Origin of the sequence: Flexivirga alba (genome assembly GCF_042661025.1) — a bacterium.
Lineage (GTDB): Bacteria > Actinomycetota > Actinomycetes > Actinomycetales > Dermatophilaceae > Flexivirga > Flexivirga alba.
On the sequence record NZ_JBHSWH010000001.1, the window covers coordinates 1,624,998 to 1,646,867 of the forward strand.

A 21,870-nucleotide genomic window follows, 5' to 3' on the forward strand; every position below is an offset into this window, starting at 1 on the left:
GGGCGGTGGGCTTCCGACGACGTGGTCAGGACACCATGAGGACGACACCCGACACCAGCGCGAACACCAGCACCAGGAAGCGCAATCGTTTGCTGTCGAGGCGTTCGTGTAGCCGCGAGCTGAGCAGCAGGCCGACGACCAGCGCGGGCAGTAGCCAGGCGGCGTCGCGCACGGCGCCCGCGTCGCCGATCCCGCGGACCAGCAGCACGGCGATCGAGACGACCTCACCGAGCAGGAAGGACGCGGCGACGGTCGACCGAAGCTCCGGGGCAGGAGAGTGCTGGTAAACCAGCGCCAACGGCGGGCCGCCGACGCCGGTCGCGGTCTCGCTGACCGCCGTCGCTGCACCCGCTCCGAGGAAGGCACCGCGAGAGGGATGGAAGTCGGGAGCGACGAGGCTGACGATCGCAGCAAGCACGGTGGCCGCCCCGATCAGCAGCCCGAGACGGTTCGCCGGGACAGCGGTCAACACGAGCAGACCGAGTGGGGTCGCTGCGACCCGTGTGACGGCTACCCAGCGAACGCCGTGCCAGTCGATGGCCGACCGTTCTCGCCATACGACGAACGCGTTGAGCGGGAGCATCAGCACCAGTAGGGCGAGGGGAGCATCGAGGCGTCGACCAGACCGGCGACCGGAGCGACGATCAGCGCGAAGCCGATTCCGGTCAGTCCCTGGACGAACCCGGCGGCGAGCACGGTCGCTGAGAGTATGGCGAGAGCGGTGAGAGTCAACGGGTTCAGAGGTGTGGCGCGGCTCAGCGGACCAGGCCGTAGACTCGGTCGACGTGCAGGTGTAGCGGGAGTCGGTGGTCCTCGACCATTGCCCGGCGGTAGTCGTCCCAGTCGGGGTGCTCGCCGCCGATGGCACGGTAGATCGAGATGAGTTCCTCGACGCTGTCGTCGTCCGGTGCGGCGGCGACCGGCAGGACGGTCGCGGTCACATCGGCGGCGGCATACGACCAGCCGTCCTTGGCATTGACGAGGACGGTGGCGCGCGAATCACGGCGCAGATTGGCGGTTTTCGCGCGCCCGTCGGTGACGGACACTCGCATCAGGTCGCGTTCACGGTCGTAGGTGTAGCTGACGTTGGACAATTGCGGCCGGCCGTCGCGTCGGATGGTGGCGAGGGTTGCCAGGTGGCTGTCGCTGATGAGTTCACGCAGTACGTCGTCGGTCATGAGTGCTCCTTGGTACGGGTGGGTGCGGGTCTGAGGTCGCGTCGGTAGACGCTGACGATGACGCTGTAGCTGGGCAGACCGGGCTGTCCGTCCGGCAGTTCGTTCACGAGCTGGTCCAGGTGTTCGGAGAGGTGCCTGGCCTGGTCCGCCGTCATGCTGATCCGCCGATTGTTGAAGAGGTGGTCCTCGTCCCGCGGAATCTCCTCGGCGATGGCCTGCAGCATCGCGTCGGTGGTCTCGCCGCCCCCGGTCGGGAACTGCAGTCGCCGCGCCACCGGAAGCCAGTATTGCTCGGTCCCGCCGCGTACGGTCCGGGTGTGGCCGCGGATCACCAGGCCGGCTTCCAGCAGGACGTGGAGATGATGAGAAACGTTGCCCTTGTTGGTCTTCGCCAAGCGGGACAGCTGGCTGATCGTCGCGCCCTCGACCGGCAGCGCGCGCAGCAGGCGGTGCCGCAGCGGGTGGGACAGAGCGCGCAGCTGGGCGGGGGTGTCGGCAAGCAGCTGCTCGGCGATCGGCATACGTCAAGCGTTAAGAAGTCTTGTCGCTTTGTCAATGGCAGGGAGAAGGTGCAGACATGCACATCACCGAACGAGATCAGCAACTGATCGACGACCTGCGTCGCCAAGTACGCGACGGCTACGTCTTTCCCGACCATGGGATGGACATCGCCGACAAGTTCGCGGCGGACGACCTGCCGTCGCCGACCGAGCGACCCGCGGACTTCGCGGCGGCTGCGACCGCTGCTTTGTACAACCTGAGCCGGGACGGCCACCTGCGTGTGCGTCATCGGGCGGCCGGCGCGATGGACGGCTTCGACAGTGAGGCTTGCCGGGAGTTCTACGCCGCCGAAGCGGTGACGAATGCCGCTGGCATGCAATCAGTTTCACGCCTCGACAAGACCACCGGGCTGCTGGTCGTGGCGCCATACCTGTCGCCGATGCCGATGGCCCAGCCGTATGTCGATGCGGCATTCGCCCTGCTATCGGGTGTCGAGCGGCTGGTGATCGACCTGCGAGCCGGGCGCGGCGGGACGCCCGAGACGGTCGCCTACCTGTGCGGCTTCCTACTCGGCGAGGAGTCGGTGCACCTGCAGGACATCGTCACTCGTGACGGGAGCGCGCAGCAGTTCTGGACGATGCCGCAGCACGACCGGTTGCCCGATGAAGTAGAGGTCGCCGTGCTGACCAGCAGTAAGACGTTCTCCGGGTGTGAGGAGTTGGCCTACAACCTTCAATCCACACAGCGGGCAACGGTTTTCGGCGAGACCACTGGTGGCGGAGCGCATCCGGTGGAGATCTTCCGGCTGTCCGATGTGCTGGAGGTGACGGTGCCTGTTGCCCGATCGGTGAACGCCGTAACGGGCACCAACTGGGAGGGGATCGGTGTCGTGCCGGACGTGCCGGTTGCGGCGGACGAGGCGCTCGAGCGGGCGCTTGGTTTCGATACGCCGCTCGTACCTCACGGCTACTCAACCAGCTTGTAGGACGACCTCGGCCTACTCGACCACCTTGTGTTGGCTAGTCCCGGACCGTGCGCCGGCGGGAACGTGGCTGACAGGTCTTGCACCAGAACAGGTTTCGTCCGGCGAGGACCTTGGTGCTGACCGGTGTGCCGCACACGAGGCATGCCTGCTCGGCGCGGCGGTAGACGTAGACCTCGCCGCCATGCTTGTCGACGCGCGGGTCACGGCCCATTGCCTCAGGAGTGTGCTCGGGGTAGACGGTGTCGATGCGCCCGTCTCGGACCCCGAGCGGCATGAGCTCGACGAGGTCGTCCCACAGGGCGTCGAATTCGGCTCCGCGGAGGAACTTCCCGGGCATGAACGGGTCGACGTGATGCCGGTAGAGGGTTTCGGCGCGGTAGATGTTGCCTACGCCGGCGAAGATCTTTTGATCCATCATCAGCACGCCGATCGGGCTGCTGGACCTGCGGATTCGAGCGCGAGCGACGTCGGGGTCGGCGTCCTGGCGCAGTGGGTCGGGGCCGAGCTTGGCGACGGTCGCGGCGATCTGTTCGGGTGAGCTGAGTTCGCACACGTTGGGCCCGCGCAACTCCATCGTCACGTCCGGTGCGAATGCGGTGAGCCTCCAACGGGCGTTCTCGGTCGCCGGGTTGGCTTCTGGGAAGAAGAAGAACTTGCCGATCAGGCCGAGGTGGATGTGTACCTGCTCGGGGACATCCTCGAACGCCAGATACATGTGCTTGCCGAAGGCCTGTGCGGTGTCGAACACGCGCCCGTCGAGCAACTCGGCACCGACGAATTTGCCCTGAGGAGAGGTGGATCGGACCTCGTGCTGCCCGAATTCGCGGTTCAGCTCACCGCTGATGCGGTGAGTGACATGTCCTTCCGGCATACGTCAGGACGCGGCGCGCGCGGACTTCAGGCCGCTGCCGGCCGGTGCGAAGCCGGGGTCGTCACCGATGGACACCTGGCGGTTGGCGGCGTCGACGAAGACGACCGCACCCTTGAAATCGCGTGCCTCGGCGTCCTCGACCTGGCCGTAGCCGATGATGATCACCAGGTCGTCGGGCTTGACCAGGTGTGCTGCTGCGCCGTTGATGCCGATGATCCCGCTGCCGGCCTCGCCGGTGATGGCGTATGTCGAAAGGCGGTTGCCGTTGGTCACGTCGACGACGTCGACCTTTTCGCCCTCGAGCAAGTCCGCAGCGCGCATCAAGTCCGCGTCGATCGTGATCGAGCCGACGTAGTCGAGGTCGGCCTGGGTCACCGTCGCGCGGTGGATCTTGGACTTCATCATCGTCCGGAGCATGGGGACGAGGGTACCGGCGTGTCCTGATGCACCAACCCTCTGCACCGAGAGGAGTAGAAAACGACCGAGAGGATGGCCAAATCACGGCGATTTGGCCATCCTCTCGGTCGGTTGGTGCTCCTCTCGATCAGGAGGCGCCTGCCTTTTTCGCGAACTCGGTGGTGTAGGTCTTGCTGATGTCGATCTGGTCCTTCTTCGGCTTGACCGCGGGGAGAAGGAACCGAGCACGTTCAGGGCGTTCTTGGCGCCCGCCGCGTCCATCAGGCCGGTCGTGTTGAAGATCCCCTTGGAGCCCTTGAGCGCCTGCACGTAGAGCGCGGGGTCGCTGCCCTTGTAGTCGCTGGGCATCTTGTCGGAAATCTGCTGAGCGCTATGGTTATTGATCCATTTCAGCGTCTTGACGAACGCGTTGGCGACCTTCTGCACCTGTTGCGGGTTCTTCTTGACATAGTCGCACGACATGTAGAGCGAGCTGGCCGGGTAGAGCCCGCCGAGTGCCGCCTTGGTACCGGCCTCGGTGCGCATATCGAACAGCACCTTGCCCTCGCCGGTCTTGGTCAACCGGGCCACGGTCGGGTCTGTCGTCATACCCGCATCGATGCCGCCGGATGTCATCGAGGCGATGAACGTGGCGTCAGCGCCGGCCTTCACGGTCGTGTACTGGCTGGTGGAGATGCCGGCCTTGCCGGTGAAGTACTGGGTGAGGAAGTCGGTCGAACTGCCTTGGCTGGTGACACCGAGCTTCTTGCCCTTCAGGTCCTTCGCGGACGTGATCGTGCCGGCCTGCTTCTTGGACACCATCTCGACCTCGCCGGGCACGTTCGCGAACTGCACGACGCTCTCCAGGCACTTGCCCTTGGCCTGCATGTCGATCGTGTGGTCGTAGAAGCCGACGACGCCCTCGGCTTTCCCGGCGATCAGCGACGTCTCCGCCGTGACGCCCGCCGGGGTGTCGATCAGCTGGACCTTCACACCTTCGTCCTTGAAGTAGCCGAGCTGCTGGGTGAGCGCCGCAGGCATGTAGATGACCTTGCTCATGCCGCCGACCATGATCTTGACGGTGGCGTCCGATCCGCCACTGCCGCCTGCGGACGGGGTGTCCTTCTTGGTGGCGCAACCGGTGAGGGCGAGCGCCCCCGCCATACCGATGGCGGCGAAACCGGCAAGTTTGTTGTGTATCAATGGATTTCCTGACTCTGAGTGGGGATGGTGAGGGTGGATCAGACGGCGACGGTTTCGCTCTGCGATGGCGGTCGCCACTTGAGCAGCCGGCGTTCCAGATAGCCGAGGATGAGCTCGGCGAAAAGCGCGAGCACGGTGCTGATGACCATGCCGGCGTAGATGCCGGCGGAGTTGAACGACGCCTGGGCTGTGCTGATCAGCAGGCCGATGCCCTTGGTCGCGCCGGTGTATTCACCGACGATCGCGCCGATCAGTGCGAAGCCGAATGCCGTGTGCAGCGACGCGAGGATCCACGACGTTGCGCTCGGCACCACGATCGACCGCAGCACCTGCAATCGGCTGGCGCCGAGGATGCGGGAGCTGTCGATCAGGTTGCGGTCGACTTCACGGGCGCCTTGGAAGGCGTTGAAGAAGACCGGAAAGAACACGAGCACAGTGGCGGTCGCGATCTTGGACGACATACCCAGGCCGAACCAAATGATGAAGAGGGCCGCGAGCACGATGCGGGGGACGGCGTTCGCCGCCTGGATGTATGGCGCGAGCACCTCGGCCAGCAGCCGTGCCCGGCCGAGCAGGATGCCCAGCAGGACACCGGCGATCGCACCGATCAGGAACCCAATGACTGCTTCCTGCAGGGTGATCGAGATCTGCTCCCAGATCGGACCCTGTGCGGTGCCGTCGGTGAACCAGGTGACCAGTTGCTTCCAGATCAGGCTCGGCTTGGAGTAGAAGAACGGGTCGAACCACAGGTTGACCGCGATCTCCCAGAAGGCCAACACGGCGACGAGGACGAGGGCACGCAGGCTGTAGACGAGCGCCTTGTGCTTGCGGATGCGGATGCGCGGATCGACTGCGTGATCGACGGGCGCGGGCGCTGCGCCGGTCACGGCACCGGCGTCCGCTGTGCCCGGTGCGTCGATTGTCTTAGGCGACACGGGAAGCTCCTTGGGCTCGAGCCGTCGCGACCTCGGAGGACAGCGATTGCCAGATCTTGGAATAGGTTTCGATGAATTCAGGGGTGAGCCGCAGCTCCTCGACATTGCGCGGCCGCGACAGGTTGATCCGGAAGTCGTCCTTGATGCGTGCCGGGCTGGCGGTCATGACGACCACCCGGTCGGCCAGGACGATGGCCTCTTCAAGGTCATGCGTGACGAAGATGACGGCGGTGCCGGTGCCGGACCACAGGTCCAGCAACTCGTTCTGCATGAGGGCGCGGGTCTGCACGTCGAGCGCGGAGAACGGCTCGTCCATCAGCAGAATCTTCGGCTCAGTGACAAGGGTCTGGGCCAGGGCGACTCGCTTGCGCATGCCTCCGGAGAGTTGGTGCATGTAGGACTTCTCGAAGCCGGACAGGCCGACGCGGGTGATCCAGTCCATCGCCTTGGCGTGGGCATCCGCCTTCGCCATACCGCGCCATATCGGGCCGGCAGCCACATTGGCGAGCACGTTGCGCCAGGGCAGCATCGCGTCGGCCTGGAACATGTAGCCGACGCCGTCCGGAATCCCTTGCACCGGAGCGCCATTCACTCTCACGGCGCCGCCCGAGGGTGGCTCGAGGCCGGAGACGAGCGACAGGGTGGTGGACTTGCCACAACCGGTCGGTCCGACGACGGCGACGAACTCGCCGGGGTCCACGGTCATGGTGATGTCGGCGGCGGCGACGTGGATGCCGCCGCCGGCTTTCACGAAGCGCTTGGTCGCGTGCGACAGCTCGACGAGGTGCGACATACGCGTCCTTTCTGTTGCGGGAGGTTGTGACCCCACTCACATCGAGGAGGGCACGGCGCAGGACGCTAGGGGCTGGAGAGCGGCGGTGTCTGCCTTGCGGTCATTGCCCGGTTTTCGCACGCTGAGCGCGTTTTGCACGTTTCGCATCCGGGACGCGGAAGCAGCCGAAAGCTCTATCGTTGTCCGCCATGACCCGATCCCGGCGGATGCCCTTCACCCGCCAGATGATGATGCTGCAGGTCGCCGTCGTGGCGGCCCTCGGCGTCGTGACGCTCCTCGTGGCCGGCTTCTTCCTACGGGCGACGTTGCAGCATCAGTACGAACAGCGGGCGCTCTCGGTTGCCCGGACCATCGCGGCCGACCCCGGCCTGGGCGACCTGGTGGGGCGCAGCGATCAGCCGAAGGTGGCGTCCGCCGCGGCGGCGCAGGAGCGATCGACCCACGCACTCTTCGTCGTCATCACCAACGATCGCGGCGTGCGGCTCGCGCACCCGAACCCCGACGAGATCGGCAAGATGGTCAGCACCGATCCCGGTGAGGCGCTGGGTGGCCAGGAGAACACGTCGATCGAGCGCGGGACCCTCGGGCTCTCGGCGCGGGGCAAGGTGCCGCTGCGGGACTCGGCGGGCCGGATCGTCGGCGAGGTGAGCGTCGGATTCGCGGCGACGGACATCAGCGACGCGCTGTGGCGGGTGCTCTTCATCGTGCTGCCCTGGGCGCTCGCGGCGGTGCTGATCGCCGTGTTGCTGACCGCCTTGCTCGGGCGGCGGCTCAAGCGCCTGACGCTCGGCCTGGAGCCCGCTGACGTCGCAGACCTCGTCCGGGAGCGCGAGGCGGTGTTGCACGGGATCAGCGAAGGCGTCCTCGCCGTCGATACCAAACGGCGGGTGACCATGTGCAATGCCGAGGCAATTCGCCTGCTGGGTAAGGAAGTTCAGCTCGGTGCAGATCTGGACGACCTGGCGTTGGCCCCCGAATTGCAGCGCTTGATGCAGCATCCGGTCGAGGATGGACGTGCGGTGACCGCGGTGTCCGGCCGGCGAGTGCTGGTCGCCAAGCATCGCCCGGTTGCTCTCGAGGACGGCACTGACCTCGGTGGTGTGCTCACCGTCCAGGACCGCACGGAGCTGGAGGAGCTGACCAGCGAACTAGCCGCAGTGCGGAGTATGACGAGCGCGCTGCGTGCGCAACGCCACGAATTCGCCAACCGGATGCACACAGTGATGGGTTTGCTGCACACTTCGGACGTCGATGACGCGATCGAATACCTCAGTGACAGCGTGAAATTCGCGACCAACAAGGACGTGAGCGAGAACCCGGCCGTGCGATCCAACACGATCCGTGCGTTCTTCGCCGGAAAGCAGTCAGCCGCAGGTGAGTCCGGTGTCTCGTTGATGCTGTCCGAACAGAGTTGGGTGCCACGCAAACTGGTCGCGCCGGTGGAAGTGATCACGGTGCTGGGCAACCTGGTCGACAACGCGATCGAAGCGGCGCGCAGCTCCGCAACCCGGCCGGCGCGTGTCGAGGTGGACCTGTTGTCAGAAGATCGGAACCTGGTGATCTCGGTGGCAAACACCGGAGACGGCGTCGCTGTCGAGCGCGCGGAGTCGATCTTCGTCGGCGGTGTCAGCTCACGTGGTGACGGGCGCGGGATGGGCCTGGCGATCGCACGTGCGACGGCCGAGGGCCTGGGTGGTGAATTGCGGCTCACCGCGCTAGGGGCCGAAGGCGCAGAGACGGTCTTCGTCGCTGTGTTGCCGAATGTGTTGGGACCCAACAAAATTCAGGAAGATCGATGACGAAGATCCTTGTAGTCGATGACGACTTCCGGGTGGCGTCGGTCCACGCGTCATACGCCTCGGCGGTGGAGGGGTTCGAAGTCGTGGGAGTCGCGCACACCGCGGCCGACGCCGTGCGGGCGGTCACCGAACTGCACCCGGATCTGGTGCTGCTCGACAACTATCTGCCCGACGGGTCCGGACTCGACGTCTGCGCGCAGCTGGCCGGGTCGGGGTGCGACGTCATGCTGGTCACGGCAGACGGTTCTGCGGAGTCGGTGCGCGCCGCGTTGTCCGCCGGAGCGGTCAACTACGTCGTGAAGCCGTTCGATGCCGACCAGTTGGTGCGGCGGCTGAGGGCGTGGCAGCGCTACCGCGGGCGGGTGCGCGACGGACTGTTGGACCAGGACCAGATCGACACCGCCATGCGGGTATTGCGTGAGGGCGACCGGCCGCAGGCACCCAAGGGCCAATCGCCGGTGACGGCATCGTTGGTGCGCGACGCACTCGAGGCGGCGGGTGGTCCGGTGTCGGCAGCCGCGCTGGGGACCGAGTTGGGCATCGCTCGTGCCACCGCACAGCGGTATCTCGCCGGGCTCGTCGAGGAGGGCGTCGCCGTGATGCGGTTGCGGTATGGCGGCACAGGGCGACCGGAGCACGAGTACGAATGGCGTCCTGAGTAGCCCGGAGCTTGCGGAGGGCGTATCGAAGGGTGGTGGCTCTAGCGAGCGCGCCAGGTGCCGAGGTCGGGCGGTAGTGGTGACGCCACGACGTCCTCGTCGGTGAACGGTTTAGCAGTGCCCTTCAAGGCATTTGCCGGCCGGACGGTGGTCGTGGCCGCCAATCTCGTGGCGCGGCGGCGGATCTCGTCGATGTCGAGCGGTTGGTCGCTCGCCAGCACGACGTAGTTGCCGAAGCGGCGGCCTTTCATGACATCGGCCAGTGCCAGGGCGACCGTGTGTGGGAAAACCGCTGTCACCGTTGCGAGTTCGCGGGCAAGATGCCGTCGATCCGATTCGTCGGCGAGGTTGAGTAGCGCCAGGCCCCCGGGCGCAGCACACGTGCGAAGTGCTGGATCGCGTTCGGGGAGAGCAGGTTTGCCGGGACACGGCCCTCGTCATACGCATCGAGGACGATGGCGTCGGCCGAGCTGTCCCGCAGCGCCGCGATCCCGGTGGCCCCGTCCTGTGGGCGGATCCTGATGCGGTGGTTGCGGGGGAGCGGGAGTTCGCGGCGAACAGCTTCGGTGAGGGCGGTGTCCGGCTCCAGGACGATCTGCGGCGAACCTGGGCGGGTGTGCTGCACATAGCGCGCGAGGGTGAGGCCGGCGCCGCCGATGTGGTTGATGCCGACCGGACCCGGCGGCAGTAGATCGATGCCAATGGCGAGCTGAGCGACGTATTCGAAGACCAGCAGCTCCGGGTCGTGCAGGTCGACGTGTGACTGCGGGTGCCCGTCGCGCAGCACCGTCACGCCGCCGCGGTCGTCGGCCTGGAAGTCGAAGTGCGGCTGGTCGGTCACCGGGACAGGGTATGTCGTTCTACTCGTGCCAACTCTCAACCGTCCGAGTCCGCTGCTGCCACAGAGCAACAGCCGAGCCGTTCGGGTCCCACCGGTTCGTGAAGTCCTCCAGCCATCGACATCTGCGAGCCATCGCGTTCTGACGGAGACGCCACGGCGGTTTTGCGCCATACGCAGCGAAGAACGCCGAAAGTTCGGCGACTGCTGCGGGATGGTGCATCCGGACGATCCACTCACACCATGCGATGTCCATGATCGCCTCGCCGACTCCGCTGAATTCCCAGTCCAAGACTGCAGCCACGTGGCCGGAATCGCCATCGAACAGTAGGTTGTTCGGTCCGAAATCGCCGTGCTGGACAACGTCGCCAGCGGTCACTGCGAGATCGAGTTGCCGCGGGTCGAGCGCGTGCAACTGACGCAGTACTCGACCGCACTCTGACAGCACCGATCGAGCGTGGCCGGCATCGATCAGATCTTGCCCGTGAACACCGTCGACGAACCGCGTCTCCAACCAGCCCGCACATGTCGCGGTGACCAGTGGCACGGGAAACTGACCGCGGAGTGCGTCCAGCGCGTGGTGTTCGGTGGTCTGCCGTAGCTCGGCATCCGGCCCGGCATACGCCTTTCGGACGAAGTTGCCCTGGCGGTCGGTCCGATTCGTGTAGCCGTGCCTCACGACGGAGAGCATCTCACTCGTCGCCGCTGTCGCCCTCGCTGTCGTCTTCGTCATTCGTCCTGACGGAGTGGTGCCAGGTGATTTCCATCAGGGTGCGTTCGAGGTATGACCGGGTTGGTGGTGGCATGCCTGGTGGTGTGGGTGGGTAACTGTGGGCGGTGAATCCGCCTGCCTGGGTTCGGGTGTGACTGCCGTCGCCGGTCACATGGTGGTCGGGGTGTTCTTCGACGTAGTTGCAGCGGGCGCACAATCCTTGCCCGTTGCGTTCGGATGTGGGGCCGCCGTCGGTGTGTCGGGTGATGTGGTCGGTGTGCCGGATCGGTGCCCCGCACCAGGGTGTGCGGCACACCTGATCACGTAACAGGATTAGCATCGCCAACAGTCCGGGGTAGCGGCGGGCCCGAGATTCCATGCCGATGATGTCCCCGGTCCCGGGGTGGGTGAACAGGCGCCGGATCAGCGGCCCGGTCGGATCACCGGTGGTGAACCATTCACGCACCAGGTCCGCCGGGACGGGGCCGTAGCCGGGCACGTACGCGGGGGTGTTCCCGGTCAACGAATCCAGGGGCATCAGCAGGTTGACGGTCAGGTCGGTGCCGCCGGTGGCGGGCCGGCGGCCGGTGACGCGTTCGACGAGGGTGTCGGCCATCACCTGACCCCGCGGCTTGTCGGAGCTTTTGGCAGCGTCGGTGGCTGCTTGGTCCAGGGCGGCCTTGCACGCGAGGGCGTCTTTGACGGGGAGGAACGCGGTCAGGTAGGCCATCGCGTCGGGTGCGGGCCGGAGGCTGACTCGGCGTTCGGTTTCGGCTTTGACTCGGCGGGCTCGGATCGTGTCGGGGTCGACCCGGCACGCCTCGGTCCGGGCGGCGGTCACCAGACGTCCGGTGGCGACGGCGCCGAGTTGATCGGCGATCGCGGCATCCACCCTCGCGCGGTCAGCCCGGGACAGGCCGGCGACCTCGCGCACGATCCGGGTGGCGTCCCACTCGGTGATCACGCCGGCGGCCAGCGCGGCCAGGGTGTGGGGCATGTCGTCGACCAGGGTGTGGGCGAGGTTCAGGAATGCTGTCCCGCGGCGCCCGGGGCAGCGGCGGGCGAACCCGATTTGTGAACCCACTTCCCGAGTGGTGTCGCGGGCGGTGATGCCCCGGGGGATGTCGCGGGCTTGCTGGTGTTCGTGTGCGGCCACGACCAGGTGGGCTTGCCGGGCCGAAATCGCGTTTTGTAGCTCGGCCAACGCCCGGACTGCTTCCAACGGGTTGTCAGTGCTGCTGAGGTCGTCGAGCCGGTCGTGGAACGCGCGCACCGCAGCCACGTCGAGGACACCCGCAGGTGTGCTCGTGTCGTGCTGCAGTGTGTCGTCCATGTGTTCGAGTATGTCACGAATATCACTGCAGCGCAATGGTTTTCGTGTCCGGGTGTTATCCACATCCCCTGCCGTCGTGCACAGGTCCGGTGCGGGGGGTGTGGACTACGGGAGGTCTCGATACGGCCTCGCCTAGCGGCTCGTCCTACTCGACCCGCATGCTTGGCGGTCTCGATACGGCCTCGCCTAGCGGCTCGTCCTACTCGACCCGCATGCTTGGCGGTCTCGATACGGCCTCGCCTAGCGGCTCGTCCTACTCGACCCGCATGCTTGGCGGTCTCGATACGGCCTCGCCTAGCAGCTCGCCCTACTCGACCCGCATTTTGGGGGATATGGGCTCGGCACTTCCCGGCTACACAGGACGGCGATCGGATCGGTGGCTGTCAGTGGCTCGGCATACCGTCGATCGCATGAGCGACGTACCCGCCATCGGCATCTGTTTCGACCGCACCTTCCCGGCGTGCGAAGTCGCCGACTACGCGCGGCGGGCGGAGGCGGCCGGGCTGCAGGAGTTGTGGCTCATCGAGGACTGCTTCTTCACGACCGCGCCGCCGCTGGCCGCGGTGGCCTTGGCAAGCACGCAGCACCTACGGGTTGGGCTCGGCATCCTGCCGGCGGTGGCGCGCACTGCCGCGATGACGGCGATGGAGATCGCGACGCTGACAAGCCTTGCGCCCGGTCGGGTGATAGGCGGCATCGGTCATGGCGTGCAGCCCTGGATGCAGCAGATGGGCGTGCGACCGGCGTCACCTGTGACCGCCCTCGACGAAGTCCTTACGACCGTGCGGAGGCTCCTGAATGGCGAAACTGTAGATGTGGCAGGCGAATACGTCACCGCCAAGGACGTCAAGCTTGAGCACGTGCCAAGTCCGGTGCCGCCCGTCGTCGCCGGAGTGCGTGGGCCGAAGTCGCTGGCCGTGGCAGGCCGGTCGGCCGACGGTGTGCTGCTGGACGCACCGTGCTCGCTCGACTACTTCGAGCGCGCCAAGGCGTTGTGTGGTCGCGCGCCGGATGACTTCGAATACCGGTGCTTCGCAACACTCTGCGTGATGCCGGACCAGCAGGAGGCGCGACGAGCTGCTGCGCCGTTCCTTGCGGAGATGGTCCGCCTCGGGCACGCAGGCTTCCAAGCGCTCTCTTTCCACGACGACCTTCGTGTGCTCGTCGAACGCCATGGCGACGATTGGGCGGACCACGCCCCCGACGACTGGTGGACCCGCATCGGCGCCATCGGCGATCTCGACGATGCCATGGCGTATGTCGGTGCGATGGCGGACGCGGGTGCAAAGAGCATCGCGTTCTTCCCCGCCGATGACTTGGAGATCGCGCACGGGCAGTTGGAGACGGCCGGGGTTATCGCGGGCCAGCTGAATGCGGGAGGATGACGGGTCGAAAGGAGCCCGTGGATGCCGACCCGCAAAATCGACGCGGAGCAGGGCGCGCTGCGGTGCTTGCCTGGTGCGCAGACCCGACGGTGGGGCGCGCCATCATCGCGATGGCGGTGCGCTTCAGCCTGCAGGAGCTGGCGTTGCAAGCGCCCGGTCGCAGTGTCGAGGTGCGGGTGCCGCCATACGGCGCGGTGCAGGTCATCGAGGGCTTGACCCACCGAAGGGGGACACCACCGAATGTCGTGGAACTGAACCCGGATTCGTGGATGAAGCTAGTGGTCGGTGACACCACCTGGGCAGAGGCCGAGACAGCCGGCATCGTGTCGGCGTCCGGGTCGCGGTCCGACCTCTCGCCATACCTTCCGCTCCTGCGGCGCCCGTCGAAGTAACCCGCTTAGGCTGCTGTCATGCGCGTTGGCATCACGATTCTCCCGGAAGCCCGCTGGACCGATATGGCGCCGAAGTGGCAGGCAGCGGAGCGGTACGGCTTCGATCACGCCTGGACCTACGACCACCTGGTCTGGGGAGGTCTGCCCGATGCGCCCTGGTTCGGCACGACACCGACGCTGACCGCGGCGGCCATGGTGACGTCGACCATCCGGTTGGGCACATTCGTCACCTCGCCCAACTTCCGTCACCCGGTGGCGTTCGCCCGCGACGTGCTCGCCCTGGATGACATCTCCGGTGGCCGATTCATCTGCGGCATCGGGCGGGGAGGCGACCTCGACTCCGGCTTGCTCGGCGAGTCGCCGACAGTAGGCGAACGCACCGGGCGTTTCTTCGAATTCACCCGGCTGCTGGACCAAGTGCTCACCGAGGACCACGTCTCGTATGACGGCAAGTACTTCACTGCGCACGACTCGCGCAACGCCCCGGGATGTGTTCAGCAACCGCGGGTGCCGTTCATCGTCGCAGCGAACGCGCCGAAGGGGATGCGGCTCGCGGCCGAGGTTGGGCAGGGCTGGGTGACCTACGGCAAACCAACTGGCAATGAAGAGGATTGGTGGACCGGGCTACGCGAGTCGGGCGAGCGAATGACCGAAGTGCTCGAAGCGGCCGGCCGTGACAACGCTTTGTTCGAGCGACACCTCAACGCCGACGGCGCGCGAGGGTCGGTCTACGAGAGTGTCGATCGTTTCGAGGACGCAGTGGGTCGCGCTCAAGAGGCCGGATTCACCGACCTCATCACTCACTGGCCGCGCCCGGACAAGCCCTACGCGGCAACCGTCGATGTGCTGGAAACCGTTGCCGCGCAGGTACTTCCGAAGCTCAGATGACAGCGATGCCTGCACTCTCGTTGCCGGCTCGGTCGATTGCGCTCACGACATACACCTGCGTGCCCGAAGCGGGATCCGTGTCGGTCCAGCTGTTGTTGCGCTGGCCCGCAGGTATGACGGCCGCGAGATGCCGAGCGTCCGCGAGATCGCGACTCTTGGCGTGTGTGCGCGTGCTCTGGACGGGCACCCGGTAGATCGCGAAGTGCGCCGTGTCGCGCGAACCGGACTGCCACTGCAGCGAATTGCCGTCACGCCGCAGACCGGAGACGCGTGCGGGCGCTCGATGCTTCAGCCACGGACTGACCGGAGGTAAGGCCGGTCGCGAGTACCAAGTCTCGTCGAGCAGCGTCGTGGCGCCGAGCTCGTCCTTGCGGACCGGGACCGCCGAGAAGTAGATGTTGCCCTGCACCTGCGGATAATTCGTATTGAGCTGCAGGTGCGAGGAGAGCTCTCCGGGGTTCAGCCAATGCGGGTCGACCGCTCCGTTCGTGTTGACCTTGTAGCTGGCCTGCCCGATGTAGAGGTGCACCGGGGTGCCGTTCACGACGTCCGACCACCAGGGAACCAGCTTGGCGTAGTCAGCCGGCGCGAAACCGATCGACCAGTAGACCTGCGGGCAGATGTAGTCGATCCAACCCTTCTTGACCCAGCCACGCGTGTCGGCATACAGGTCGTCGTAGGTCTGAGCACCTGCGGTCGTGTCGGAGCCGGTCGGGTCGGTCGCCTTGTTACGCCATACGGCGAAGGGAGATATTCCGAACTGGCACAACGGTTTTGCTCGCTTGATGCGGTCACCGAGGCGGACGATGAGGTCGTCGATGTTGGATCGGCGCCAGTCGGCCAACGACATACCGTTGCCGTACTCGGCGTACTGCTCCTCATCGTGGAATGTCTTGCCCGCGACCGGATACGGGTAGAAGTAGTCGTCGAAATGCACGGCGTCGATGTCGTAGCGCTCGACCGCGTCCATGATCGCGTCCTCGATGAAGTGCCGGACCACGGGTTCGCCGGGGTTGTAGTAGAGCTTGCCGCCATACGGCAGAACCCAGTCGGGATGCTGGCGAGCCGGATGCGACGGGATCAGCGTGCTCGGGTCCTCGGTCATCGCGACACGGAACGGGTTGAACCACGCGTGCAGTTCGAGGTTGCGCTTGTGCGCCTCGTCGACGGCGAAGCCGAGCGGATCGTAGCCGGGGTCCTTCCCCTGCTCGCCGGTCAACCAGACCGACCACGGCTCGAAGGGCGACGGCCACAGCGCGTCGGCGGTTGGGCGCACCTGGAGCACGACGACGTTGTGGCGCTGCTCGACCGCAAGGTCCAGCCAGGCGATCAGCTCCGCCTGTTGATCCGTGACCGAAAGGCCCTCCTTGGATGGCCAGTCGATGTTGGCGACCACCGAAACCCACATCGCACGCAGTTCGTGCTTGGGCGCCGCGGGATCGGTGGGGTATTGGCCCGGGCGGGGTTGCGGCACAACGTAATTGCGTCCATAGCTCGGGCTGGCGTCAGCGGCACAGGTCGTCGCTGCGGCCATGAACGGCGCGGCAGCGATGCCGAGCAGCACGCTGCGGCGGGCCGGGTGATTCGAATGGTCGACGGACATGTCGGCTCCTTGGTCCAGGGGTATGCCGACTCTGTCACCGCCACTCGCACGCTGGGTGGTTTACGCGGTGCCTATTTTGAAGAGAATTCCTAACGCTTCGCCCTCGCGCTGACGCCGAGTTCGCTTGGGCCGCCGAAGTCTCCGGTCACCCGCCGAACTCTTCCAACGGCAGCGGTGGGGTGTCCCAGTCGTCGGCCGCGGACTTGGCTGAAGCGGGCTTCTTCGCGGGTTCGGCGGCCGGGGTGGGCGTCGTCTCGGCCGGAGGCGCAGGAGCCGCGTGCGTTTCCGGTGTTGTGCCTTCGATCGGGGGTGGAGGTGTGTCCCAGTCGTCGCCGGAAGGAGCGGCGGGTGTCGGGGCGGCCGGTGCGGCTGACGGGGCAGCATCGTCCAGCGGCGGTGGCGGTGCGTCCCAGTCGTCGCCGGAAGGAGCGGCGGGTGTCGGGGCGGCCGGTGCGGCTGACGGGGCAGCATCGTCCAGCGGCGGTGGCGGTGCGTCCCAGTCGTCGCCGGAAGGAGCGGCGGGTGTCGGGGCGGCCGGTGCGGCTGACGGGGCAGCATCGTCCAGCGGCGGTGGCGGTGCGTCCCAGTCGTCGCCGGAAGGAGCGGCGGGTGTCGGGGCGGCCGGTGCGGCTGACGGGGCAGCATCGTCCAGCGGCGGTGGCGGTGCGTCCCAGTCGTCATCGGAAGCAGCAGCCGGTGCCGGGGCGGGCGCGGAATCGTCGAGCGCCGGCGGTGCGGCATCCCAATCGTCGGCCGCCGGAGCTGCTGGTGCGTCAGCCTTGGGTGCGTCAGCCTTGGGCGCGTCGGTGGACGAATCGCTCGGCGACGCAACTGCTGCGGTGGCAGCCACACCTGTTGCTGCTGCGGCACCGGCCGCAACCGTGGCAGCGGCCGCCGGCGACTTCTCCTCCGGCGATTTCGCGGCCGGTGCTTCCTCGGGTGCTTCCCCCAAAGCCGCCGGCTCGTTCGCGGTGCTGACCTTCTGACTACCGCTGACACCGTGTATGCCGACGGAGCGGCCATGCTTCGGGTCGCGCAGCAACAGCCACAGGACGACTGCGAGCACCACGACGACCAGGGCCAGGACCAGCCACACCATGCGGAACACCTCGGATTTCGACGGAGACACCAACTAGCGCATCACCCTAACGAGTCCGCAACGGCTCCGCCGACCTGTCTACCCGCCGGTAACAAGCCTGACGTGGCCGCCGGGACCCCGACTCGCAGGGCGGCGGTATGGCGAACACCCCGCGCGGGCTACCGTTCTCCGCGTGACGGAGCAGGACAAGCCGACCGGTGCGGACGGCCAGAACGGCCAGCAGCGAGAGCCGCGCGTGGTGCGACGGCGGGTGCGTCGTGCACCCGATTTCCGACGGTTCATCATCACCGGTGCCATCGTTGGCCTGATTGTCGGCGTGATCATCGGCAACGGCGGACCGAACATCCAGGGTTACTCGGACCGCACCGGCATCGCACTCATCGGCGGAGTGTTGGCCGCCTTCGGAGCGCTCGCGGGTGCCGTTATCGCCCTGATCCTCGAACGGCTCCTCAACCGCCGGTAACAAGGTTTCCGCTCGTCATGTCACACTGGTGACGTGGCGCGCGGAGATGGACGGCTGACACACGATCTACTTCCCGGTGAGAAGGCACCCCAGGACGAATGCGGTGTATTCGGTGTCTGGGCTCCTGGCGAAGAAGTCGCGAAACTCACCTACTTCGGGCTCTATGCCCTGCAACACCGAGGCCAGGAGTCGGCCGGCATCGCGACGAGCGACGGCCACAGCATCCTGGTCTACAAGGACATGGGCCTGGTCTCGCAGGTCTTCGACGAGTCGAGCCTGACCTCCCTGCGCGGGCACCTCGCGATCGGCCACACCCGCTACTCCACGACAGGTGGCAGCACCTGGGAGAACGCCCAACCGACCCTCGGCGGTAGCGACCGAGGCACCGTGGCACTCGCGCACAACGGCAACCTCATCAACACGGCCCACCTGCGCGACCTCGTCGACGAGAAGCTCGACGGCCGTGCCGCACGAGGCGAACTCGCACGCGGCAACACCTCGGACACCGCCGTCGTCACCGCCTTGCTGTCGGAGAACCCCGACAAGCCGCTCGAGGAAACCGCGCTCGAAGTGCTGCCCAAGCTGGAGGGCGCCTACTGCTTCGTCTTCATGGACGAGCACACGCTGTATGCCGCTCGTGACCCGTATGGCGTGCGGCCTCTCGCCCTCGGCCGGCTCGACCGCGGCTGGGTGGTGGCCTCCGAGACGGCCGCGCTGCAGACCATCGGCGCGAGTATCGTCCGCGAGGTCGAGCCCGGCGAGCTGATCGCTATCGACGAATACGGCCTGCGCAGTCACAAGTTCGCCGAACCCAAGCCCAAGGGTTGCGTCTTCGAATACGTCTACCTGGCTCGTCCCGACGCGGTGATCCGCGGCCGGGTCGTCCATGAGGCACGCGTCGAGATGGGGCGGGCACTTGCCCGGGAGCACCCGATCGACGCCGACCTGGTGATCGGCGTGCCCGAGTCGGGCGTTCCGGCGGCGACCGGTTACGCGCAGGAGTCCGGCATACCGTTCGGCCAGGGGTTCGTGAAGAACGCCTACGTCGGCCGGACCTTCATTCAGCCGAGCCAGACGCTGCGCCAGCTCGGCATCCGACTCAAGCTCAACCCGCTGCAGCACGCCGTCAAGGGCAAGCGGCTGGTCGTCGTCGATGACTCGATCGTGCGCGGCAACACCCAGCGCGCCCAGATCCGGATGTTGCGCGAGGCCGGGGCCGCCGAGATCCACGTGCGCATCTCCTCCCCGCCGATCACCTGGCCGTGCTTCTACGGCATCGACTTCGCCACTCGTGCGGAGCTGATCGCCACCGGCCTCGGGACCGAGGAGATCCGGGCGTCCATCGGCGCGGACTCGCTCGGCTACATCTCCGAGGACGGCATGGTCGGCGCCACCAAGCAGCCGAAGGACGAGCTGTGCCGGGCGTGTTTCACCGGTGAATACCCGATCCCGCTGCCCGAGGACGGGCGCATCGGCAAGCACGTGCTGGAGACCCTGCCGATCGACGTTCGCACCGGCCACGACACCTCGGTGGATGTCGCCGAGCAGGACCGCCGCAGTGACGCGGAGGGAGTGTCACTCGGCTTGTCCGGTGGCGCCGAGAACTCCCTGTTGCAGCCCTGACCTACCGCCATACACAGCTGAAGAAGGACGCCCGATGCCCGACTCCCCGCAGATCACGTATGCCGCAGCAGGTGTCGACGTCGAGGCGGGTGACAAGGCCGTCGAGCTGATGAAGGAGTCGGTGCGGCGCGCGACCCGGCCCGAGGTGATCGGCGGTCTCGGCGGCTTCGCCGGCCTCTTCGACGCGTCCGCGATCGCCCGCTTCGCACACCCGGTCCTGGCGACCTCCACCGACGGCGTCGGCACGAAGGTCGCGATCGCACAGGCGATGGATGTGCACAACACCATCGGCTTCGACCTGGTCGGCATGGTCGTCGATGACATCGTCGTCTGCGGCGCGGAACCGCTCTTCATGACCGACTACATCGCGACCGGCAAGGTCGTCCCGGAGCGCATCGCCGCGATCGTCCAAGGCATCGCCGCGGCCTGCCAGCAGGCGAACGTCGCGCTCGTCGGCGGCGAGACGGCCGAACACCCCGGGCTGCTGGAGCCCAGTGAGTATGACGTGGCCGGCGCGGCCACCGGTGCGGTCGAGCGCGCTGACCTGCTCACCCCGGAGCTCGTGCAGGCGGGCGACGTCGTGCTCGGCGTACCGTCCAGCGGCCTGCACTCCAACGGCTTCTCGCTGGTGCGTCGCGTCATCACGTCCGCCGGCTGGCAGCTGGACCGCGAGGTGCCGGAGTTCGGCTCCACTCTCGGCGAGGAGTTGCTCACCCCGACTCGCGTGTATGCCGCCGACCTCCTGCGGCTGGTGAAGGAATTGCCGATCCACGCGCTCTCGCACGTGACCGGCGGTGGGCTCGCCGCGAACCTGGCGCGGGTGCTGCCGACCGGGCTGACCGCCGTGGTGGACCGCAGCAGCTGGACACCGCCGGCCGTCTTCTCGGTGATCGGTGGGCTCGGCAACGTTCCGCAGCAGGACATCGAGCGCACGCTCAACCAGGGGGTCGGCTTCGCTGTCGTGCTGCCCGAAGATGCGGTCGATGAAGCGCTCGCGTTGCTTGCAGCGTGCGACCTACCCAGCTGGGTGATGGGCACCGTGCGGGCGACCGACGAGGTCGACGGAGCGGTCGCGGAAATCGTCACGGGCGCCAAGGGCGCAAAGTCCGGTGGTGCACAGCTCATCGGTGCGCACCGGCAGTGATCTGGTTTCGGTGACTTGAGGTCACCGAGGTCAGCGACGTATCGAACTGGGGGACAGGGTCAATCGCGATGCGACGCCCAGTCGGCATAGTCGCCGTAGTCGTCGTCAGTGCGCGACGACTCCTCGGCTTCCTCCGCCGTTTTGTGAGTGCCCGAGCTGAGTTCGCGCTCGAGTGCATTCAGATCGGTATCGGGAGAGAAGTACTTCAGCTCCCGGGCAACCTTGGTCTGCTTGGCTTTGGCCCGGCCGCGCCCCATGGCGAGACCCCCTCGTGTGTGTTGCCGGGGTGCGACAAGCGGAGGATCGTGCGTGCACGAGACCGCCATCGGACCCCGGGATCCTGGGTATATGTCGTGAGGTAAACGGTACCTCAGGCCCCGAACATTCCAAGCATCGACTGGCGCTCGGCGTCACAGATCGGCGTCATCGCCCCGTGCGCGCAGTCGGATCAGTGCTGCGACGCCGCCGACGAGCAGCACGGCGAGCACCGCCATACCGATGATCAGCAGTGGCTCGTTGTTGGTCTTGTCGGTCGGTCGCTGGAAGCTGGGGACCGAGGTGGAGTAGCTGGTCTCCACGCTGTTCGACGAGCTGCCGCGCTGCAGGCCGCCGCTGGCGGTGGAGGACGCCTTCGCTGTCGTCGTGGTCTTCGGCGCGTCGGCGGCGTTCAGCGAGAAGTTGAAGTTGCCGCTCACGGGGTGGCCGTCAGCAGACGTGACCCGCCATACGACGCGGATCGTGCCGGGGGTCGTCGCTGCCTTCAACTGCTGCGTGACCACCGTGTCGCTGATGACCGGTTTCCCGGTCTGCAACTGAGCGCCCGATGCGTCCTCAACCTGGATCGCGATGCCGATGTCGCGAACCGTGTCGCTGAACGTCAGCCGCAGCGACGTCGGTGCCGTGTGCAGGTCGGTGCCGGCCGACGGGTTGGACCCGACCAGCTCGTCGTGCGCCGACGCGTGGCCGGCGCCGACCAGCCACGCCGTCAGCAACAGTGGCAGGAGGAGCAGGATGCCGAGACGGGGACGCATGGGCCCGATTATGTCGGCCGAGCCCATGCGTCCGGTCCT

The 21,870-nt window shown here is 66.8% G+C and carries 26 protein-coding genes; 9 read left to right on the forward strand and 17 right to left on the reverse strand.

The genetic code is table 11. The annotated features are described in order from the left end of the window. Positions 1-25 precede the first annotated feature (25 nt). Genes ACFQDH_RS07875 through ACFQDH_RS07890 form a run of 4 tightly spaced genes read right to left on the reverse strand, consistent with a single transcriptional unit; the run spans position 26 to position 1,699 of the window. Positions 26-583, reverse strand: a complete 558-nt coding sequence (locus ACFQDH_RS07875) for a TSUP family transporter (protein WP_382400103.1) — start codon at positions 581-583, stop codon at positions 26-28. Next, positions 583-732: a hypothetical protein gene (locus tag ACFQDH_RS07880; protein ID WP_382400105.1), complete on the reverse strand. Its 150-nt coding sequence runs from the start codon at positions 730-732 to the stop codon at positions 583-585. The genes ACFQDH_RS07875 and ACFQDH_RS07880 overlap by 1 nt, the downstream gene beginning before the upstream one ends. Positions 733-755: 23 nt before the next feature. Continuing rightward, entirely contained in the window at positions 756-1,178 is a 423-nt protein-coding gene (locus ACFQDH_RS07885; RefSeq protein ID WP_382400107.1) for a PPOX class F420-dependent oxidoreductase, read from the reverse strand. Continuing rightward, entirely contained in the window at positions 1,175-1,699 is a 525-nt protein-coding gene (locus tag ACFQDH_RS07890) for a helix-turn-helix domain-containing protein (RefSeq protein ID WP_382400109.1), read from the reverse strand. The genes ACFQDH_RS07885 and ACFQDH_RS07890 overlap by 4 nt, the downstream gene beginning before the upstream one ends. A gap of 56 nt (positions 1,700-1,755) precedes the next feature. Here ACFQDH_RS07890 and ACFQDH_RS07895 point away from each other — a divergent pair, with 56 nt between their 5' ends. Beyond that, a complete protein-coding gene (locus tag ACFQDH_RS07895; RefSeq protein ID WP_382400111.1) occupies positions 1,756-2,664 on the forward strand; it encodes a S41 family peptidase in 909 nt (302 codons plus the stop codon). Between the two features lie 34 nt (positions 2,665-2,698). Here ACFQDH_RS07895 and ACFQDH_RS07900 read toward each other — a convergent pair whose 3' ends face one another. The 5 genes from ACFQDH_RS07900 to ACFQDH_RS07920 all read right to left on the reverse strand — a co-directional run bounded on the left by ACFQDH_RS07900 (position 2,699) and on the right by ACFQDH_RS07920 (position 6,862). Beyond that, positions 2,699-3,535 carry an Fpg/Nei family DNA glycosylase gene (locus ACFQDH_RS07900; RefSeq protein WP_382400113.1) on the reverse strand — a complete coding sequence of 279 codons (837 nt, stop codon included), beginning with the start codon at positions 3,533-3,535 and terminating at the stop codon, positions 2,699-2,701. 3 nt (positions 3,536-3,538) lie between these two features. Next, a complete protein-coding gene (gene panD / locus ACFQDH_RS07905) occupies positions 3,539-3,952 on the reverse strand; it encodes an aspartate 1-decarboxylase (RefSeq protein ID WP_382400115.1) in 414 nt (137 codons plus the stop codon). Between the two features lie 81 nt (positions 3,953-4,033). Beyond that, on the reverse strand, positions 4,034-5,134 hold the full coding sequence (locus tag ACFQDH_RS07910) for an ABC transporter substrate-binding protein (protein ID WP_382400117.1): 1,101 nt from the start codon (positions 5,132-5,134) through the stop codon (positions 4,034-4,036). Positions 5,135-5,172: 38 nt separating this feature from the next. Continuing rightward, positions 5,173-6,069, reverse strand: a complete 897-nt coding sequence (locus tag ACFQDH_RS07915; protein ID WP_382400119.1) for an ABC transporter permease — start codon at positions 6,067-6,069, stop codon at positions 5,173-5,175. Beyond that, entirely contained in the window at positions 6,059-6,862 is an 804-nt protein-coding gene (locus tag ACFQDH_RS07920) for an ABC transporter ATP-binding protein (protein ID WP_382400121.1), read from the reverse strand. The genes ACFQDH_RS07915 and ACFQDH_RS07920 overlap by 11 nt, the downstream gene beginning before the upstream one ends. Positions 6,863-7,050: 188 nt before the next feature. Here ACFQDH_RS07920 and ACFQDH_RS07925 point away from each other — a divergent pair, with 188 nt between their 5' ends. Continuing rightward, positions 7,051-8,661 (forward strand): ATP-binding protein, encoded by a 1,611-nt coding sequence (locus ACFQDH_RS07925; RefSeq protein ID WP_382400123.1) that lies wholly within the window; start codon positions 7,051-7,053, stop codon positions 8,659-8,661. Then, on the forward strand, positions 8,658-9,323 hold the full coding sequence (locus tag ACFQDH_RS07930; protein WP_382400125.1) for a response regulator: 666 nt from the start codon (positions 8,658-8,660) through the stop codon (positions 9,321-9,323). Before ACFQDH_RS07925 ends, ACFQDH_RS07930 begins: the two co-directional genes overlap by 4 nt. Before the next feature lie 38 nt (positions 9,324-9,361). Here ACFQDH_RS07930 and ACFQDH_RS07935 read toward each other — a convergent pair whose 3' ends face one another. From ACFQDH_RS07935 to ACFQDH_RS07950, 4 genes are read right to left on the reverse strand one after another with little or no spacing between them, the layout of a single operon-like run. Beyond that, positions 9,362-9,619 carry a hypothetical protein gene (locus ACFQDH_RS07935; protein ID WP_382400127.1) on the reverse strand — a complete coding sequence of 86 codons (258 nt, stop codon included), beginning with the start codon at positions 9,617-9,619 and terminating at the stop codon, positions 9,362-9,364. Further along, positions 9,616-10,161 carry a spermidine synthase gene (locus ACFQDH_RS07940; RefSeq protein ID WP_382400129.1) on the reverse strand — a complete coding sequence of 182 codons (546 nt, stop codon included), beginning with the start codon at positions 10,159-10,161 and terminating at the stop codon, positions 9,616-9,618. The genes ACFQDH_RS07935 and ACFQDH_RS07940 overlap by 4 nt, the downstream gene beginning before the upstream one ends. A gap of 19 nt (positions 10,162-10,180) precedes the next feature. Then, positions 10,181-10,837 (reverse strand): phosphotransferase family protein, encoded by a 657-nt coding sequence (locus ACFQDH_RS07945; RefSeq protein WP_382400131.1) that lies wholly within the window; start codon positions 10,835-10,837, stop codon positions 10,181-10,183. A 13-nt stretch (positions 10,838-10,850) separates the two neighbouring features. Further along, positions 10,851-12,203: an HNH endonuclease signature motif containing protein gene (locus ACFQDH_RS07950; RefSeq protein WP_382400133.1), complete on the reverse strand. Its 1,353-nt coding sequence runs from the start codon at positions 12,201-12,203 to the stop codon at positions 10,851-10,853. Between the two features lie 410 nt (positions 12,204-12,613). Here ACFQDH_RS07950 and ACFQDH_RS07955 point away from each other — a divergent pair, with 410 nt between their 5' ends. Genes ACFQDH_RS07955 through ACFQDH_RS07965 form a run of 3 tightly spaced genes read left to right on the forward strand, consistent with a single transcriptional unit; the run spans position 12,614 to position 14,868 of the window. Further along, positions 12,614-13,588, forward strand: coding sequence for an LLM class flavin-dependent oxidoreductase (locus ACFQDH_RS07955; RefSeq protein WP_382400135.1), 975 nt, complete (start codon positions 12,614-12,616; stop codon positions 13,586-13,588). After that, positions 13,585-13,980 (forward strand): sterol carrier family protein, encoded by a 396-nt coding sequence (locus ACFQDH_RS07960; RefSeq protein WP_382400137.1) that lies wholly within the window; start codon positions 13,585-13,587, stop codon positions 13,978-13,980. Before ACFQDH_RS07955 ends, ACFQDH_RS07960 begins: the two co-directional genes overlap by 4 nt. A gap of 18 nt (positions 13,981-13,998) precedes the next feature. Further along, a complete protein-coding gene (locus ACFQDH_RS07965) occupies positions 13,999-14,868 on the forward strand; it encodes an LLM class flavin-dependent oxidoreductase (protein ID WP_382400139.1) in 870 nt (289 codons plus the stop codon). On the opposite strand, the gene ACFQDH_RS07970 is transcribed toward ACFQDH_RS07965, so the two are convergent. Continuing rightward, positions 14,861-16,471 (reverse strand): glycoside hydrolase family 10-like protein, encoded by a 1,611-nt coding sequence (locus ACFQDH_RS07970; protein ID WP_382400141.1) that lies wholly within the window; start codon positions 16,469-16,471, stop codon positions 14,861-14,863. The genes ACFQDH_RS07965 and ACFQDH_RS07970 overlap by 8 nt on opposite strands. 145 nt (positions 16,472-16,616) lie before the next feature. After that, positions 16,617-17,570: a hypothetical protein gene (locus ACFQDH_RS07975; protein WP_382400143.1), complete on the reverse strand. Its 954-nt coding sequence runs from the start codon at positions 17,568-17,570 to the stop codon at positions 16,617-16,619. Between the two features lie 172 nt (positions 17,571-17,742). Here ACFQDH_RS07975 and ACFQDH_RS07980 point away from each other — a divergent pair, with 172 nt between their 5' ends. Genes ACFQDH_RS07980 through purM form a run of 3 tightly spaced genes read left to right on the forward strand, consistent with a single transcriptional unit; the run spans position 17,743 to position 20,800 of the window. Continuing rightward, positions 17,743-18,033 carry a hypothetical protein gene (locus ACFQDH_RS07980; protein WP_382400145.1) on the forward strand — a complete coding sequence of 97 codons (291 nt, stop codon included), beginning with the start codon at positions 17,743-17,745 and terminating at the stop codon, positions 18,031-18,033. Between the two features lie 33 nt (positions 18,034-18,066). Further along, positions 18,067-19,656 (forward strand): amidophosphoribosyltransferase, encoded by a 1,590-nt coding sequence (purF, locus tag ACFQDH_RS07985; protein ID WP_382400146.1) that lies wholly within the window; start codon positions 18,067-18,069, stop codon positions 19,654-19,656. A 34-nt stretch (positions 19,657-19,690) separates the two neighbouring features. Next, positions 19,691-20,800 carry a phosphoribosylformylglycinamidine cyclo-ligase gene (gene purM, locus ACFQDH_RS07990; RefSeq protein WP_382400148.1) on the forward strand — a complete coding sequence of 370 codons (1,110 nt, stop codon included), beginning with the start codon at positions 19,691-19,693 and terminating at the stop codon, positions 20,798-20,800. Between the two features lie 59 nt (positions 20,801-20,859). On the opposite strand, the gene ACFQDH_RS07995 is transcribed toward purM, so the two are convergent. Continuing rightward, the gene (locus ACFQDH_RS07995) at positions 20,860-21,057 is read right to left on the reverse strand and encodes a DUF3073 domain-containing protein (RefSeq protein WP_382400150.1); all 198 of its coding nucleotides are present in this window, start codon (positions 21,055-21,057) and stop codon (positions 20,860-20,862) included. A 153-nt stretch (positions 21,058-21,210) separates the two neighbouring features. Then, positions 21,211-21,831 carry a copper resistance CopC family protein gene (locus ACFQDH_RS08000; protein WP_382400152.1) on the reverse strand — a complete coding sequence of 207 codons (621 nt, stop codon included), beginning with the start codon at positions 21,829-21,831 and terminating at the stop codon, positions 21,211-21,213. Positions 21,832-21,870 lie beyond the last annotated feature (39 nt).